This is a genomic window from Nocardia sp. NPDC058705 (genome assembly GCF_042749305.1).
In the GTDB taxonomy this organism is placed as follows: Bacteria; Actinomycetota; Actinomycetes; order Mycobacteriales; family Mycobacteriaceae; genus Nocardia.
The window spans coordinates 117,873-132,383 of record NZ_JBHYRN010000015.1; the positions used below are offsets into that span (position 1 = coordinate 117,873).

Genomic DNA, 14,511 nt, shown 5'->3' on the forward strand with positions numbered 1-14,511 from the left:
CGTGCATAATCATCACATGGTCGATACGTCGGGAGGACCCGTGTTGCGGGTGGCGGTTGCCGGTGCGAGTGGATACGCCGGTGGCGAAGTGTTGCGTCTACTGCTGGCCCATCCCGAATATCGAGCGGGGCGCCTCGAGATCGGGGCGCTGACCGCCGGATCCAACGCGGGCACCGCCCTCGGCGCGCTGCAGCCGCATCTGCTGCCCCTGGCCGACCGCATCCTCGAGGAGACCACCCCCGAGATCTTGGCGGGCCACGACATCGTGTTCCTCGGCCTGCCGCACGGCCAGTCCGGTGCGATCGCGGCGGCCCTGCCCGACGAGACGGTCATCATCGATTGCGGCGCCGACTACCGGCTCACCGACGCCGCCGCCTGGGAGAAGTATTACGGCAGCCCGCACGCGGGTAGCTGGCCCTACGGTCTGCCCGAACTGCCCGGTGGGCGGGCGAAGCTGACCGGTGCCCGGCGGATCGCGGTGCCCGGCTGCTATCCGACCGTGTCGAGCGTGGCGCTGGCACCGGCGATCGCCGCCGGGATCATCGAACCCGCAGTGAATGTTGTTGCGGTGAGCGGTACTTCGGGCGCGGGGCGCAAGCTCGATGTCGGCCTGCTCGGCTCCGAGGTGATGGGCAGTGTGCGGGCATACGGCATCGCGGGCGCGCACCGGCACACACCCGAGATCGCGCAGAACCTGAAAGCCGCGGGCGGCGTCGATGTCTCGGTGTCGTTCACCCCGGTGCTCGCGCCGATGCCGCGTGGCATCCTCGCCACTTGCACCGCCCCGACGAAGGTCGACGCCGCGCAGGCACGCGCCGTCTACGAGAAGGCCTACGCCGACGAACCTTTCGTCCACCTGCTGCCTGAAGGCGTACTGCCGCAGACCGGTTCGGTGATCGGCTCCAACGCCATCACCCTCCAGGTCACCGTCGACGAGGACGCCGGTCTACTCGTGGTGATCGGCGCGATCGACAACTTGACCAAGGGCACCGCGGGCGCCGCGGTGCAATCGATGAATCTGGCCGTCGGATTCGACGAGACCGCAGGACTTTCCACCGTAGGAGTGGCACCGTGACGACCCCTGATCCGCAGACCCCGGACCACGGCAAACTGATCCACACCCAGGGCGTCACCGCGCCGCTGGGGTTCCGCGCGGCGGGCATCGCGGCCGGTATCAAGGCCAGCGGCAAGCCGGACTTGGCTCTGGTGCTCAACGAGGGCCCCGAGTACTCGGCAGCAGGTGTGTTCACCAGTAACCAGGTCAAGGCCGCGCCGGTGCTGTGGTCGCAGCAGGTACTGAAGACCGGTCACCTGCGCGCGGTGATCCTCAACTCCGGCGGCGCGAACGCCTGCACCGGCCACGGCGGTTTCCAGGACACCCACAAGACCGCCGAGGAACTCGCTGCGGCACTGAGCAATTGGGGCACCGAGACCGGGGCGGGCGAGATCGCGGTCTGCTCCACCGGTCTCATCGGTGACCGCCTGCCGATGGACAAGCTCATCCCCGCGATCACCGAGATCGTGCACGAGATGGGCGGCGGCATCTCCGGCGGCACCGAGGCCGCCCACGCCATCATGACCACCGACACCGTGCCCAAGGAGTCGGCGTTCCACAGCGAGGACAAGTGGAATGTCGGCGGCATGGCCAAGGGTGCGGGCATGCTCGCGCCGTCGCTGGCCACGATGCTCGTGGTGCTCACCACCGACGCCGTCGCCACGCCCGAGCAGCTCGATTCCGCCCTGCGTAAGGCCACGAAGTACACCTTCGACCGGCTCGATGTGGACGGTTCCTGCTCCACCAACGACACCGTGCTGCTCCTGGCCAACGGTGCCAGTGGCGTCGCGCCCTCGCAGGAGGATCTCGACGCCGCGGTGTTCACCGTGTGTGACGATCTGGCCGCGCAGTTGATGGCCGATGCCGAGGGTGTCACCAAGCGGGTGCAGGTCACGGTCGCCGGTGCGGCCTCCGAGGACGAGGCGCTCACTGTTGCCCGCGCGGTCGCCCGCGACAGTCTGGTCAAGACCGCGCTGTTCGGTTCCGATCCGAACTGGGGTCGCGTGCTCGCCGCCGTCGGCATCGCGCCGGTGACCCTCGACCCGAATCGAATTGCTGTGTCGTTCAACGGCAATCCCGTCTGTGTCGACAGTGTCGGTGCGCCCGGCGCCCGCGACGTGGACCTCTCCGGCGAAGACATCGACGTGCTGATCGAGCTCAATGTCGGCGAGGGCACCGCGATGGTGCGCACCACCGACCTCTCGCACGCCTACGTCGAAGAGAACTCGGCGTACAGCTCATGAGTGTCGTGCACAGTCTTTCGGCGCTGGACAAAGCGCACGTGCTCGCCGACGCACTGCCGTGGCTGCAGAAGTTCCGCGACAAGATCGTGGTCGTGAAGTACGGCGGCAACGCCATGATCGACGACGAACTCAAGTCGGCCTTCGCCGCCGACATGGCGTTCCTGCGCACCGTCGGCGTGCACCCCGTGGTCGTGCACGGCGGTGGCCCGCAGATCAACGCCATGCTGAAAAAGCTTGGTATGGAAGGCGAATTCCGCGGCGGCTTCCGCGTCACCACCCCCGAGGTGATGGATGTGGTGCGGATGGTGCTGTTCGGCCAGGTGGGCCGTGAACTCGTCGGGCTGATCAACGCGCACGGCCCGTACGCGGTCGGCATCTCCGGCGAGGACGCGCACCTGTTCACCGCCACCCGGCGCACCGTCGCGGTCGAGGGCGTCGCCACCGACATCGGCTTGGTCGGCGATGTCACCGAGGTCAACCCCGGCGCCGTGCTCGACCTGATCGACGCGGGCCGCATCCCGGTGGTCTCGACCATCGCCCCCGACGCCGACGGCGTGGTGCACAACATCAACGCCGACACCGCCGCCGCCGCACTGGCCGAGGGTATCGGCGCCGAGAAACTCGTCGTGCTCACCGACGTCGAGGGCCTCTACACCGACTGGCCGGACCGCTCCTCGCTGACCAGCCGGATCGACGCCGACGCGCTGGCGAAGTTGCTGCCGCGTCTGGACGCGGGCATGGTGCCGAAGATGGAAGCGTGCCTGCGCGCCGTGCTCGGCGGGGTCCCCAGTGCCCACGTGATCGACGGGCGCGTCCCGCATTCGGTACTACTGGAGCTGTTCACCGGAGAAGGAATCGGAACCATGGTGACCCCCGCCGGGGCGCCGGATGGAACGCAATCATGAGTGAGACAGACAAGCTGCAGCAGCGGTGGTCGGCCGCGATGATGGACAACTACGGCACCCCGAAGGTCGCGCTCGTGCGCGGCGCGGGTGCGGTGCTCTACGACGCCGACGGCAAGCGCTACCTCGACTTCCTCGGTGGCATCGCGGTCAACAGCCTCGGCCACGCCCACCCCGCCATCCTCGAGGCGGTCACCAACCAGCTCGGCACCCTGGGCCATGTGTCCAACCTGTATGCCAGCGAACCGGTGATCGAGCTGGCCGAGAAGCTCCTGGCCCACTTCGGTGACGGCGAGGGCAAGGCGTTCTTCTGCAACTCCGGCACCGAAGCCAACGAGGCCGCGTTCAAGATCGCGCGGCTCACCGGACGCTCCAAAATCGTTGCCGCGGAAGAGGCTTTCCACGGCCGCACGATGGGCGCGCTCGCCCTCACTGGTCAGCCCGCCAAGCGGACGCCGTTCGAGCCGATGCCCGCCGGTGTCGTGCACGTACCCTACGGTGACGCCGCCGCGCTCGAAGCGGTCGTCGATTCCGACACCGCCGCAGTGTTTCTCGAACCGATGATGGGGGAGAGCGGTGTGGTCGTCCCGCCGTTCGACTACCTCGCCAAGGCCCGTGAGATCACCTCGCGCGCAGGGGCATTGCTGATCCTCGACGAGGTACAGACCGGAATCGGCCGCACCGGAACATTTTTCGCGCACCAGGCGGCGGGGATCGTGCCCGACGCGATCACCCTGGCCAAGGGCCTCGGTGGTGGTCTGCCGATCGGCGCCGTGCTCGCGCAGGGCCGGGCCGCCGAACTGCTCACGCCGGGCCTGCACGGCACCACCTTCGGCGGCAATCCCGTCTGTGCCGCAGCGGCTTTGGCGGTGCTGCGCACCATCGATAGCGAGGACTTGCTGACCCACGTGGAACGGGTCGGCAAGAAGCTCAGCGACGGCATCGCTGTGCTCGAGCATCCCGAAATCGACCATGTGCGTGGCGCGGGCCTGCTCATCGGCATCGTGCTGAAAAATGACATCTCCGCCTACGTGGACGAACGCGCACGTGAAGCCGGTTACCTGCTGAACCCCGCCAAGCCCAACGTGATCCGGTTGGCACCGCCCCTGGTGCTCACCGAAACCCAGGCCGACAATTTCGTCGCCGACCTGCCCGAGATCCTCGACAAGGCCGCCGCCGATGCTAAGGGAGCGACCAAGTGACCCTGCGTCATTTCTTGCGCGACGACGATGTGACCCAGGCCGAACAGGCCGAAATCCTCGCCATCGCCGCCGATCTGAAGAAGAACCCCTTCCTGCACCGGCCCCTCGACGGGCCGCGCGGGGTCGGCGTGATCTTCGAGAAGAACTCCACCCGCACCCGCTTCTCCTTCGAACTCGGCATCGCCCAGCTCGGCGGGCACGCGGTGGTCGTCGACGGACGCGACACCCAGCTCGGCCGTGAGGAAACCCTCGGCGACACCGGCAGCGTGCTCTCGCGCTACGTCGACGCCATCGTGTGGCGGACCTTCGAACAGTCGCGCCTCGACGAGATGGCCGTCACCGCAACAGTTCCCGTGGTGAACGCGCTGTCCAACGAGTTCCACCCCTGCCAGGTACTCGCCGATCTGCAGACGATCAATGAACGCAAAGGCTCCCTGGCCGGGCTGAACCTCACCTACTTCGGTGACGGTGCCAACAACATGGCGCACTCGCTGCTGCTCGGCGGGGTGACGGCAGGCATGAACGTGACCGTCGCCGCGCCCGCGGGCTTCGAACCGCTGCCCTGGATTCTCGACGCCGCCGCCAAGCGTGCCGCGGAAACCGGTGCGACCGTGTCGGTCACGGGTGACCCCGTCGTCGGCGCGACCGGCGCCGACGTGCTCGTCACCGACACCTGGACCTCCATGGGCCAGGAGAACGACGGCCTCGACCGCGTCGGCCCGTTCCGCCCGTTCCAGCTCAACACCGAGCTCCTCGCCCACGCCGCGCCGGAAGCGATTGTGCTGCACTGCCTTCCGGCCCACCGCGGCGAGGAGATCACCGACGAGGTCCTCGACGGTGATCACAGCGTGGTCTGGGACGAAGCCGAGAACCGCCTGCACGCGCAGAAGGCGCTGCTGGTGTGGCTGCTCGCGAAAGCCGCCGCGTGAGACCGCGAACCGGGGCAGGCGTGGAGGCGAAGCGATGAGCGCGCCCGAGAAGGGCTCGCCCGCCATCGCCCGCACCCGCGCCGGCCGCCAGTCGCGCATCATCGAACTGCTGACCTCACATTCGGTCCGCAGCCAGACCGAACTCGCCGCCCTGCTGTCGGCCGAGGGCATCGAGACCACCCAGGCCACCCTGTCACGTGACCTCGACGAACTCGGCGCGGTGAAACTCCGCGCGGCCGACGGCGGCGCGGGCGTCTACATCGTCCCCGAGGACGGCAGCCCCGTCCGCGGCGTCACCGGCGGCACCGGACGGCTGTCCAAACTCCTCGGCGACCTCCTCGTCTCCACCGACGCCAGCGGCAACCTCGCCGTCCTACGCACCCCACCCGGCGCCGCCCACTTCCTGGCCAGCGCCCTCGACCGCGCCGCCCTCCCCTTCATCGTCGGCACCATCGCCGGCGACGACACCATCGCCGTCATAGCCCGCGAACCCCTCACCGGCGCCCAACTCGCAGCGAAAATCGAAGACCTGGCCTGAGCGCCACACCGGTCCTCTGTCGTGCCTTTTACCTAACGTTACCTACATAAGGTTAGGTAAAAGGAATTCTTACCTAACCTTATGTAGGTAACGTTAGGTATTATGGGCTCATGGCTAACCCTTCTACGGGCAGCTGGCCCGCCGTCGAGTACGAGGCGCACGCCTGGGTGATCGGTGATCCTTACGCGTCGCGCACGCAACTTCGTCGGCACACAGGGCCCTATTCCGCCGCGGTGCTCGTTGATATCGCCGAGCTGCCAGTGGATTTGCCGGTCGCATTGCTCACCGAAGCGGAAGAGGCGGCACAGGAACTCGCCCGATTCGATGCGCACTTGTCGGCCGAACTGGGCGCCGACTGCGAACTCGGCCCGATGAGTTCGGTCCTGCTGCGGACCGAGAGCTCGGCCTCGTCGCAGATCGAGAACCTCACGGTCGGAGCCAGGCAACTCGCTCTTGCCGAACTCGGTGAGCACACCAACCAGAACGCACGCATCGTCACTGCCAATGTGCGCGCGATGGAGGCCGCGCTCGACCTCGGCCGCGCAGTTGACGGCGACTCGATTCTCGCCATGCACAACGCATTGCTCGGCGAATCCGATCCCACCCATGCCGGTCGATGGCGCGATGAGCAGGTGTGGATCGGTGGTAGCAACATCGGCCCACACGCCGCGGACTTCGTCCCCCCGCATCATGATCGGGTGCCGGAGGCGATGTCCGATCTCATCCGCTTCGTACGACGTGACGATGTTCCCGCGCTGGTACATCTGGCGCTGGCACACGCGCAGTTCGAGACGATCCATCCGTTCACCGATGGCAATGGGCGAACCGGTCGTGCGTTGGTGCATGCGATGTTGAGTGTCCGGCAGTTGACCGGACACATCACCGTGCCGATTTCAGCGGGGTTGTTGGTGAACACGGGCAGCTACTTCGACGCGCTGACCCGGTACCGCCTCGGAGATCCCGAGCCGATCGTTCGGCAGTTCGTCGACGCGACCTTCTACGCCGTGGGTACCGGACGCCGACTTGTCGACGAACTCCGTGCGGTGCGTGCCGGGTATCGCGAACAGACCGTCGCCCGCGCCGACTCCGTCGTCTGGAAGCTGATCGACAGTCTCATCGCTCAGTCGGTGGTCAACAGCACCTACGTGGTCGAATCCTTCGGCATCAGCGGAGTCGCGGCGCAACGGGCGATCGATCGACTCGTCGAATCCGGTGTGCTGCGGGAGGTATCGCAACGGACCAGGAACCGGATTTGGCAGGCTGATGGAATCCTCACGGCCCTGGATGATTTCGCGGCGGGGATCCGAAGAGTTCGCGGCTGACAACTCTCGGGAGCACCAGCTGACACCAGCCGCGAATCACCAGTCTGGCATGTGAGTTTCTAGGACCGGGTCCGTAGACCCGCCAGTGCCACGTCGGTGAGGAGTGGGGCTGAGGCGGGGGCGGCCTGGCAGCCCGCGCCGATGCCGTGGCCGAGGCGCAGGATGTCGCGGGGGCTCACTTCGGGGCGGATGATGCCTGCTTCCTGGACCGGGGTCAGGACGCTGCTCGCGGCCTCGGCCAGCAGAGTGGAGCAGGCGGTGAAGGTGTCCGAGGTGCGGTCGATGGCGGCCTTGAGAGTGGTTGCCAGGCCGTGCTTTTCGAGAATGTACGTGACCAGTTCGCCGAACCAGGCATCGAAAGCGTCGATGGGGGTGTGGGTTTCGCGCAGGGCGGCCGCTCGCGCGGCGAGGGTTTCGATATTGGCGCGGTAGACCGCCTCCATCAGCGCGGTGCGGCTGGGGAAGTGGCGGTACAGCGTGCCGGGGCCGACGCCGGCGCGGCGCGCGATGTCGTCGAGGGGCGCGTCGGTGCCGTGTTCGGCGAACGCGTCGCGGGCGCAGTCGACGATGCGCTCGTAATTGCGGCGTGCGTCGGCGCGCATCGGCCGCGACGGTGCGTCCACGAGATCCTCCACTGGAAACGGATGAAGTCTCCGTTTAGTCTTGCGGAACCGGAGACTTTCTCCCTATGCTAACTCTGTCATAAACGGAGACTCTCTCCGTTTGAGTTCCTTGTTGATGGAGCGTTCTTGACTACCACCACACTCTCGGAAAAAGACCAGGTAGACCGGGTTCGGCCACGGATCGTCCTGGTCACCTTGCTGACCTGTCAGCTCATGATCATTCTCGATATCACCGTGATGAATGTGGCGCTGCCGCACATCAGGACCGACCTGGAGTTCAGCGCGACCGGTCTGTCGTGGGTGATGAACTCCTACACACTCGTCTTCGGCGGGCTGCTGCTGCTCGGCGGGCGCGCGGGTGATCTGTTCGGCAGGCGCCGGATGTTCATCGCGGGCGTGGTGCTGTTCACCCTCGCCTCGCTGGCCGGTGGGCTGGCACCGTCGGCGGGGTGGTTGCTCGCGGCGCGCGTGCTGCAGGGCATCGGCGGCGCCATGGCGGGGCCCAATACCCTTGCGCTGCTGACGACCACGTTCACCGAACCCAAGGCGCGGATTCGGGTGCTCGCCTTGTTCTCCGGGATGTCGAGCGCCGGTTTCGCGATCGGTTTGATCGTCGGTGGGCTGTTGACCGAGTGGTTCGGCTGGCGCTCGGTGCTGTTCATCAATGTGCCGTTCGGCCTGGTCATCGTGGTCTTCGCGCTGCGGTACCTGCCCGATCTGCCGCGCCGCGCCGCCCGGCTCGACCTGCCCGGTGCGGTGACGGCGACCGCGGGTGTGGCCGCGCTGGTCTACGGATTCATCAGTGCCGCCTCGCACGGGTGGGCGTCGGCGGGCACCGATATCTGGCTCGCGGTCGGGGTGGCATTGCTCGTCGCGTTCATCGCGATCGAACTGCGTGCGCCGCAACCACTTCTGCCGCTGCACCTGTTCGCCGACCGTAATCGCGCCGCCGCCTATCTGAACATGTTCCTCGGCCCGATGGCGGGCTTCTCGATGTTCTTCTTCCTCACCCAGTATCTGCAGGATGTGCTGGGAATGAGCTCGCTGGCAACGGGTTTCGCGTTCCTGCCGACGGCGGTGCTGATGTTCACGACGATCCGGCTGGTCCCGAGGCTGCTCGCCCGCTTCGGCCCGAAGCCGGTAACGCTCACCGGCGCCGTCTTCATGGTCACCGGACTCGTTCTGCTGACCCAGCTTTCGGAGGATTCGGCGTACTTCCCGCTGCTGTTCGTGGCCATGGTCACGATGGGTTGCGGCATCGGGTTCGCGTTCTCCCCGTTGAACGTGGTCATCATGTCCACGGTCTCGCCCGACGAGGCAGGCGCGGCGGGCGGCGCCCTGCAGACCATGCAGCAGACCGGCGGCGCGCTCGGTCTCGCCATCCTGGTGACGATCTTCGGTACCGCCGCCCGTGACGCGGGAGGTTCACCCACCCACGCCCTGGTCGGTGGGATGACGGCGGCCTTCGCCGCGGCCGCCGTGATCGCCGCCCTGACCTTCGTGGTTGCCCTCACCTTCCGCAGCGTTCGTTCGGTCGCATGAGCGTGTTCGCAGCGAACCGAGGTGCCACAGCGCGGCGTACAGCGCCCAGGTGTAGATCATCGCCTTGGCCGCGCCGACGATCGTGTGCCGGATGAGGTCGTAGGTGCTGGCCTCGGTGATCGGATCGTCGACGGCGAGCACCGCGCCGACAACAAGCGCCGCGAGCAGGACGGCGACCACGGCCCGGTGCCGACACGTGCGAGGGAAGGCGGTGCGGCGCACCAGGAGGTAGGCGATGACCGCGGTTCCGGCGAGCGAGGACAGATAGCCGAGAACGTTGTAGGTCTTGTGTGGCTCGATGACCGAGGTCCGCAACAACTCCCAGTGTTGAACGGCGAAACCGTTTGTCTGCGTGACGGAATCCCACACCACGTGCGTCGCCGCGCCGATCATGACGGCGGCGACGGTCGAAACCGCCCCCCGCTCAGCAGGTCTGGCGCCGGGGGGCAGAAGGATCGAGGCAGGTCCCGCCGAGAGCCGGAAGGCAAGAAGCAACACGAGACCGATCAGGACGTCCCACCACAGAACTCCGAGAACCGAGTGGGTTACGGTGCCGGACAGGGGAATGGGGAGGTAGTAGGCGACATCGGGGGCGACGGCCCCGGCGACGAGAGCCGGCAGCGGGAAACGCCGGGCAAACGGCAGCACCGCGACCGGGTGGGCGAACGTGATCGGCACGTGCTCACCGTAAACGGTCGCGGTGCTGCCGAGAACAGGCTTCGATGGCTCACATCGGAGACACCGGTGAAGACGCGGCGCGGTCGACCTGAGGCGAAGTCAACCCTGCGACAACCGTTGCCATGTCCAGTCGACGCGGACGTCGAGGGGCGAATCGGGGGTGACCATCCGGGGATCGGTCTGTAGGCCGTTGGGTGGGCCGGACTGGGCCTCCACCGAGAGCGATTCCTGGGGCAGCGTCCAGACGACTACGTCGTGGACCGGGCTGGTGATGGTGAATTCCAGGAAGCCGGGCCAGGTGAGGCGGGCGAGGACACCGTTCGGCATGCCGAAGCAGTCGTCCCATGGTGGTGGGGTGGGGACGATTTTGCGGCCGGTGGGCAGGTAGTCGTCGCCGCGTTCGTACTGCCACGCCGGATCGAAGTCGAGTCGCACCGGCCCGGTCGCCGGGGGGACTTCGCGCAGGAACCACGGATGCCAGCCACCCTGGGCGGGGAAGGGGTCGTGGTCGGTGGTGATGCGCATGGCCAGGGTGAGGCCGGAATCGGTGAGGGTGAACGTCTGGGTGACGGTACCCGCGAACGGCCACGGATCGGTGAGGCGGTGCCGGATCGTCGCCTCGGTCGGCGAGGTCGCGACCACCTCCCACGCGCCGTCACGGGCGGTGCCGTGAATGCTGTGCGGGGGATTGTTGATCGGCATCCGATACGTGTGATCGCCGACGGTCAGTTCGCCGTAGCCGAGCCGACCGGCCCACGGCGCCATGACGAAACAGCCGGTTCCCGGATCCTGCCGGAGCAGTTCGGTGCCGTCGACGGTGAGACTGTGGATCGCGCCGCCGTCGTCGGGGGCGATGGTGAGCGCCGCGGAACCTGCGTCGAGCCGCACAGTGTCGGTCATCGTTCGCACACTAGCGGCGCAAATCGATCACGGGCGGCAGTCCACGCCGAAAAAAGCGGCGGCTCAGTTGAACGGGTACTGGCCGCCGCCCGCACCGCCACCGTTGTTCGGTGTGGCGATGTCGATGATGTCCTGGACCAGCGCGACGACGGCCCTGCCGACATCGAGAACACCGTTGCCGAGCGTCGAGAATTCCTGCGCGATGTAATGGAGCATCTTGTTCGTCCTCACGTCTGGCGAGCCGAATAGTGCTCTCCCAGCGTGCCACACGCGAAGGATCAGGAGGCGAGGAAGTTCAGGATCAGCATCGTCAGCGGGTTGGTGAGCTCGAGTACGGTGCCGACGGCGTAGAGCCCGAGGTTGGCGATGGCGTCGTAGTTGTCGGACAGGTACTGGAGGGCGTCGTCCATGATGTGCTCCTGGTGTCGATGCGGCGGGTCAGGCGAAGAAGCCCTGGAGTAGTGGCGTGCTGAGCTCGATGACCGCCTTGGCAACGGTCAGGCCGAGGTCTCCCAGGCCGACGACCACTGTGGCGATCAGGTCGTAGTTCTGGTTGGCGAAATCACGTAGCGACTGCATGATGGCTCCTTCGGTCCCGACCCGGTGGCTATCCGCTGTGACCAGCGTCTCACAGCCGAGCGTACTCGCCAAGGTGCGCGATAGTGTCTTCGCAGGTAATCGGCCGTATCGGTGATTTCGGCCCGGGCTCGCAACCCCCGGTTATGAATGAGATTGCATCATCGTGCATAATCATTTGTAGCAACGGCGTGAGCCGAAGGAAGACCCCACTTCGAGGAGCACAACAGACATGTCCGATCGCGTCGTACTCGCCTACTCCGGTGGGCTTGACACCTCCGTCGCCATCAGCTGGATCGCGAAGGAGACCGGTTCCGAGGTGGTGGCCGTCGCCATCGACCTCGGCCAGGGCGGCGAGGACATGGAAGCGATCCGCCAGCGAGCGCTGAACTGCGGCGCCGTGGAGGCCATCGTGGTCGACGCGCGCGACGAGTTCGCCGACGAGTACTGCCTGCCCACCATCCAGGCCAACGCCATGTACCAGGGCCAGTACCCGCTCGTCTCGGCCATCAGCCGTCCGCTGATCGTCAAGCACCTCGTCGAGGCCGCGAAGTTCCACAACGCCACCACCGTCTCGCACGGCTGCACCGGCAAGGGCAACGACCAGGTCCGCTTCGAGGTCGGCATCGGCGCGCTCGCGCCCGACCTCGAGGTGATCGCGCCGGTTCGCGACTACGCCTGGACCCGTGAGAAGGCCATCGCGTTCGCGGAGGAGAACAAGCTCCCGATCAACGTCACCAAGAAGTCGCCGTTCTCCATCGACCAGAACGTGTGGGGCCGCGCGGTCGAGACCGGGTTCCTCGAGGACCTGTGGAACGCGCCGACCAAGGACGTCTACGACTACACCGCCGACCCGACGGTGAACTTCGAAGCGCCCGACGAGGTCATCATCAGCTTCGAGAAGGGTGTGCCGGTCGCCATCGACGGCAAGCCCGTCTCGGTGCTGCAGGCCATCGAGGAGATGAACACCCGTGCCGGTCGCCAGGGTGTCGGCCGTCTCGACATGGTCGAAGACCGTCTCGTCGGCATCAAGAGCCGCGAGATCTACGAGGCACCGGGTGCCATCGCGCTGATCACCGCGCACCAGGCCCTCGAAGCCGTCACGATCGAGCGTGAACTGGCCCGCTACAAGCGGCAGGTCGAGCAGCGCTGGGGCGAGCTGGCCTACGACGGCCTGTGGTACTCCCCGCTCAAGCGGGCGCTCGACGCGTTCATCACCGACACCCAGCAGACCGTCACCGGCGACATTCGGATGGTGCTGCACGGTGGCTCCGCGGTGGTCAACGGCCGTCGCTCGGAGCAGTCGCTCTACGACTTCAACCTGGCCACCTACGACGAGGGCGACACCTTCGACCAGTCGCTGGCCAAGGGCTTCGTCCAGATCCACGGCCTGTCCTCGAAGGTCGCCGCCCGCCGCGACCTCGGCTAGGAGTAGCGAGCTCACACCGTAGGCTCGATACCGGCCGGTCCCCACGGATCGGCCGGTATTTTTACGGGCACATTTTCTAACGGGCACCGCGCCGCCGGATGCCTGGATCCCCACCCCGACACAACCCGGAGGAGACACCCGCGATGACCCACGTCGGAACCAACGAAGGTGCGCTCTGGGGTGGGCGATTCGCGTCCGGGCCTGCCGAGGCGATGGCGGCGCTGAGCAAGTCGACGCATTTCGACTGGGTGCTGGCTCCATACGACATTCGCGCCTCCAAGGCGCATGCCCGCGTGCTGCACAAGGCCGGGCTGCTCGCCGACGATGACCTGCCCGCCATGCTGGCCGGTTTGGACGCGCTCGCCGCCGACGTCGCGTCGGGTGCCTACGGGCCCGCCGATTCCGACGAGGATGTGCACGGTGCGCTCGAGCGTGGGCTGATCGAGCGGGTCGGCACCGAGCTCGGTGGCCGGTTGCGGGCCGGCCGGTCGCGCAACGACCAGGTGGCGACGCTGTTCCGGATGTGGCTGCGCGACGGTGTGCGTCGGGTTGCCGCCGGGGTGCTCGACGTGGTCGACGCGCTCGTCGCCCAGGCCGCCGCGCACCCGGATGCGGTGATGCCGGGCAAGACCCACCTGCAGGCGGCACAGCCGGTGCTCCTCTCGCATCACCTGCTCGCCCACGCGCACCCCCTGCTGCGCGATCTGGAACGCCTGCGCGACTTCGACAAGCGCGCCGCCATCTCGCCGTACGGTTCGGGCGCGCTGGCCGGTTCCTCGCTGGGACTGGATCCTGAGCAGATCGCCGCGGAGCTGAATTTCGATGCCGCCGCGGCCAATTCGATCGACGCCACCTCCTCGCGGGACTTCGCCGCCGAAGCCGCGTTCGTGCTGGCCATGATCGGCGTCGACCTGAGCCGGATGGCCGAAGAGGTCATCATCTGGAGCACACCGGAATTCGGCTACGTCACCCTCGCCGACGCCTGGTCCACCGGCTCGTCGATCATGCCGCAGAAGAAGAACCCCGACGTCTCCGAGCTCACCCGCGGCAAGGCGGGCCGCCTGATCGGCAACCTGACCGGCCTGCTCGCCACACTGAAAGCCCAACCGCTGGCGTACAACCGGGACCTGCAGGAAGACAAAGAGCCGGTCTTCGATTCCGTCGCTCAACTCGAACTGCTGCTCCCCGCCATCGCCGGCCTGGTCGGCACTCTCACCTTCCACACCGACCGGATGGCCGAATTGGCCCCTGCCGGTTTCACTCTCGCCACCGACATCGCGGAATGGATGGTGCGCCAAGGTGTTCCGTTCCGCGTCGCCCACGAAGCGGCCGGTGCGTGCGTGCGGGTGGCCGAGGCGCGTGGCGTCGGTCTCGACGAACTGACCGACGAGGAATTCGCCGCCGTCGACCCGGCACTGACCGCCGGTGTGCGCGAAGTCCTCACGGTTCAGGGCTCGATCGCCTCCCGCAACGCCCGCGGCGGCACCGCCGGTGTGCGCGTGGCCGAACAACTCGACGAGGTCCGCAAAACCGCCGACGACGCCCGCGCCTGGCTGGGCTGAAGGCGTTCGT

General features: G+C 67.1%; 16 protein-coding genes. 10 read left to right on the plus strand and 6 right to left on the minus strand.

The window, feature by feature from the left end:
- Positions 1-16 precede the first annotated feature (16 nt).
- From argC to ACFW6D_RS18885, 7 genes are all read left to right on the plus strand, one after another.
- Positions 17-1,075: an N-acetyl-gamma-glutamyl-phosphate reductase gene (gene argC, locus ACFW6D_RS18855; RefSeq protein ID WP_379329757.1), complete on the plus strand. Its 1,059-nt coding sequence runs from the start codon at positions 17-19 to the stop codon at positions 1,073-1,075.
- A complete protein-coding gene (gene argJ, locus ACFW6D_RS18860; RefSeq protein ID WP_379267113.1) occupies positions 1,072-2,298 on the plus strand; it encodes a bifunctional glutamate N-acetyltransferase/amino-acid acetyltransferase ArgJ in 1,227 nt (408 codons plus the stop codon). The genes argC and argJ overlap by 4 nt, the downstream gene beginning before the upstream one ends.
- Positions 2,295-3,203 carry an acetylglutamate kinase gene (gene argB / locus ACFW6D_RS18865; RefSeq protein ID WP_379329759.1) on the plus strand — a complete coding sequence of 303 codons (909 nt, stop codon included), beginning with the start codon at positions 2,295-2,297 and terminating at the stop codon, positions 3,201-3,203. Before argJ ends, argB begins: the two co-directional genes overlap by 4 nt.
- Positions 3,200-4,402 carry an acetylornithine transaminase gene (locus ACFW6D_RS18870; RefSeq protein WP_379329761.1) on the plus strand — a complete coding sequence of 401 codons (1,203 nt, stop codon included), beginning with the start codon at positions 3,200-3,202 and terminating at the stop codon, positions 4,400-4,402. The genes argB and ACFW6D_RS18870 overlap by 4 nt, the downstream gene beginning before the upstream one ends.
- Positions 4,399-5,331, plus strand: coding sequence for an ornithine carbamoyltransferase (argF, locus tag ACFW6D_RS18875; protein ID WP_379329763.1), 933 nt, complete (start codon positions 4,399-4,401; stop codon positions 5,329-5,331). Before ACFW6D_RS18870 ends, argF begins: the two co-directional genes overlap by 4 nt.
- A 34-nt stretch (positions 5,332-5,365) precedes the next feature.
- Complete coding sequence (locus ACFW6D_RS18880) at positions 5,366-5,869, plus strand: arginine repressor (protein WP_379329765.1); 504 nt, start codon at positions 5,366-5,368, stop codon at positions 5,867-5,869.
- Positions 5,870-5,979: 110 nt separating this feature from the next.
- A complete protein-coding gene (locus tag ACFW6D_RS18885) occupies positions 5,980-7,191 on the plus strand; it encodes a Fic family protein (protein ID WP_379329767.1) in 1,212 nt (403 codons plus the stop codon).
- A gap of 59 nt (positions 7,192-7,250) precedes the next feature.
- Here ACFW6D_RS18885 and ACFW6D_RS18890 read toward each other — a convergent pair whose 3' ends face one another.
- Complete coding sequence (locus ACFW6D_RS18890; RefSeq protein ID WP_379329769.1) at positions 7,251-7,814, minus strand: TetR/AcrR family transcriptional regulator; 564 nt, start codon at positions 7,812-7,814, stop codon at positions 7,251-7,253.
- Positions 7,815-7,940: 126 nt separating this feature from the next.
- On the opposite strand from ACFW6D_RS18890, the gene ACFW6D_RS18895 reads away from it, so the two are divergent.
- Positions 7,941-9,356 carry an MFS transporter gene (locus tag ACFW6D_RS18895; RefSeq protein ID WP_379329770.1) on the plus strand — a complete coding sequence of 472 codons (1,416 nt, stop codon included), beginning with the start codon at positions 7,941-7,943 and terminating at the stop codon, positions 9,354-9,356.
- Here the strand turns inward: ACFW6D_RS18895 and ACFW6D_RS18900 are convergent.
- From ACFW6D_RS18900 to ACFW6D_RS18920, 5 genes are all read right to left on the minus strand, one after another.
- Positions 9,240-10,034: a DUF4184 family protein gene (locus ACFW6D_RS18900; RefSeq protein WP_379329772.1), complete on the minus strand. Its 795-nt coding sequence runs from the start codon at positions 10,032-10,034 to the stop codon at positions 9,240-9,242. The genes ACFW6D_RS18895 and ACFW6D_RS18900 overlap by 117 nt on opposite strands.
- A gap of 99 nt (positions 10,035-10,133) precedes the next feature.
- Positions 10,134-10,934 carry an aldose 1-epimerase gene (locus ACFW6D_RS18905; protein WP_379329774.1) on the minus strand — a complete coding sequence of 267 codons (801 nt, stop codon included), beginning with the start codon at positions 10,932-10,934 and terminating at the stop codon, positions 10,134-10,136.
- A 63-nt stretch (positions 10,935-10,997) separates the two neighbouring features.
- The gene (locus tag ACFW6D_RS18910) at positions 10,998-11,150 is read right to left on the minus strand and encodes a hypothetical protein (protein ID WP_379329776.1); all 153 of its coding nucleotides are present in this window, start codon (positions 11,148-11,150) and stop codon (positions 10,998-11,000) included.
- Between the two features lie 62 nt (positions 11,151-11,212).
- Positions 11,213-11,344, minus strand: a complete 132-nt coding sequence (locus ACFW6D_RS18915) for a hypothetical protein (protein WP_379235356.1) — start codon at positions 11,342-11,344, stop codon at positions 11,213-11,215.
- A 28-nt stretch (positions 11,345-11,372) separates the two neighbouring features.
- The gene (locus ACFW6D_RS18920; RefSeq protein ID WP_379235358.1) at positions 11,373-11,513 is read right to left on the minus strand and encodes a hypothetical protein; all 141 of its coding nucleotides are present in this window, start codon (positions 11,511-11,513) and stop codon (positions 11,373-11,375) included.
- A 229-nt stretch (positions 11,514-11,742) separates the two neighbouring features.
- On the opposite strand from ACFW6D_RS18920, the gene ACFW6D_RS18925 reads away from it, so the two are divergent.
- Together ACFW6D_RS18925 and argH are read left to right on the plus strand one after the other, a co-directional pair.
- Positions 11,743-12,939, plus strand: coding sequence for an argininosuccinate synthase (locus ACFW6D_RS18925; RefSeq protein ID WP_379235360.1), 1,197 nt, complete (start codon positions 11,743-11,745; stop codon positions 12,937-12,939).
- A gap of 143 nt (positions 12,940-13,082) precedes the next feature.
- Positions 13,083-14,501: an argininosuccinate lyase gene (gene argH, locus ACFW6D_RS18930; protein WP_379329778.1), complete on the plus strand. Its 1,419-nt coding sequence runs from the start codon at positions 13,083-13,085 to the stop codon at positions 14,499-14,501.
- Positions 14,502-14,511: the final 10 nt, after the last annotated feature.

Coding starts and splice junctions, on each gene's coding strand:
- argC (WP_379329757.1), top strand. CDS start 17: ATGGTCGATACGTCGGGAGGACCCGTGTTGCGGGTGGCGGTTGCCGGT.
- argB (WP_379329759.1), top strand. CDS start 2,295: ATGAGTGTCGTGCACAGTCTTTCGGCGCTGGACAAAGCGCACGTGCTC.
- ACFW6D_RS18870 (WP_379329761.1), top strand. CDS start 3,200: ATGAGTGAGACAGACAAGCTGCAGCAGCGGTGGTCGGCCGCGATGATG.
- ACFW6D_RS18880 (WP_379329765.1), top strand. CDS start 5,366: ATGAGCGCGCCCGAGAAGGGCTCGCCCGCCATCGCCCGCACCCGCGCC.
- ACFW6D_RS18885 (WP_379329767.1), top strand. CDS start 5,980: ATGGCTAACCCTTCTACGGGCAGCTGGCCCGCCGTCGAGTACGAGGCG.
- ACFW6D_RS18905 (WP_379329774.1), bottom strand. CDS start 10,934: ATGACCGACACTGTGCGGCTCGACGCAGGTTCCGCGGCGCTCACCATC.
- ACFW6D_RS18910 (WP_379329776.1), bottom strand. CDS start 11,150: ATGCTCCATTACATCGCGCAGGAATTCTCGACGCTCGGCAACGGTGTT.
- ACFW6D_RS18915 (WP_379235356.1), bottom strand. CDS start 11,344: ATGGACGACGCCCTCCAGTACCTGTCCGACAACTACGACGCCATCGCC.
- ACFW6D_RS18920 (WP_379235358.1), bottom strand. CDS start 11,513: ATGCAGTCGCTACGTGATTTCGCCAACCAGAACTACGACCTGATCGCC.
- ACFW6D_RS18925 (WP_379235360.1), top strand. CDS start 11,743: ATGTCCGATCGCGTCGTACTCGCCTACTCCGGTGGGCTTGACACCTCC.
- argH (WP_379329778.1), top strand. CDS start 13,083: ATGACCCACGTCGGAACCAACGAAGGTGCGCTCTGGGGTGGGCGATTC.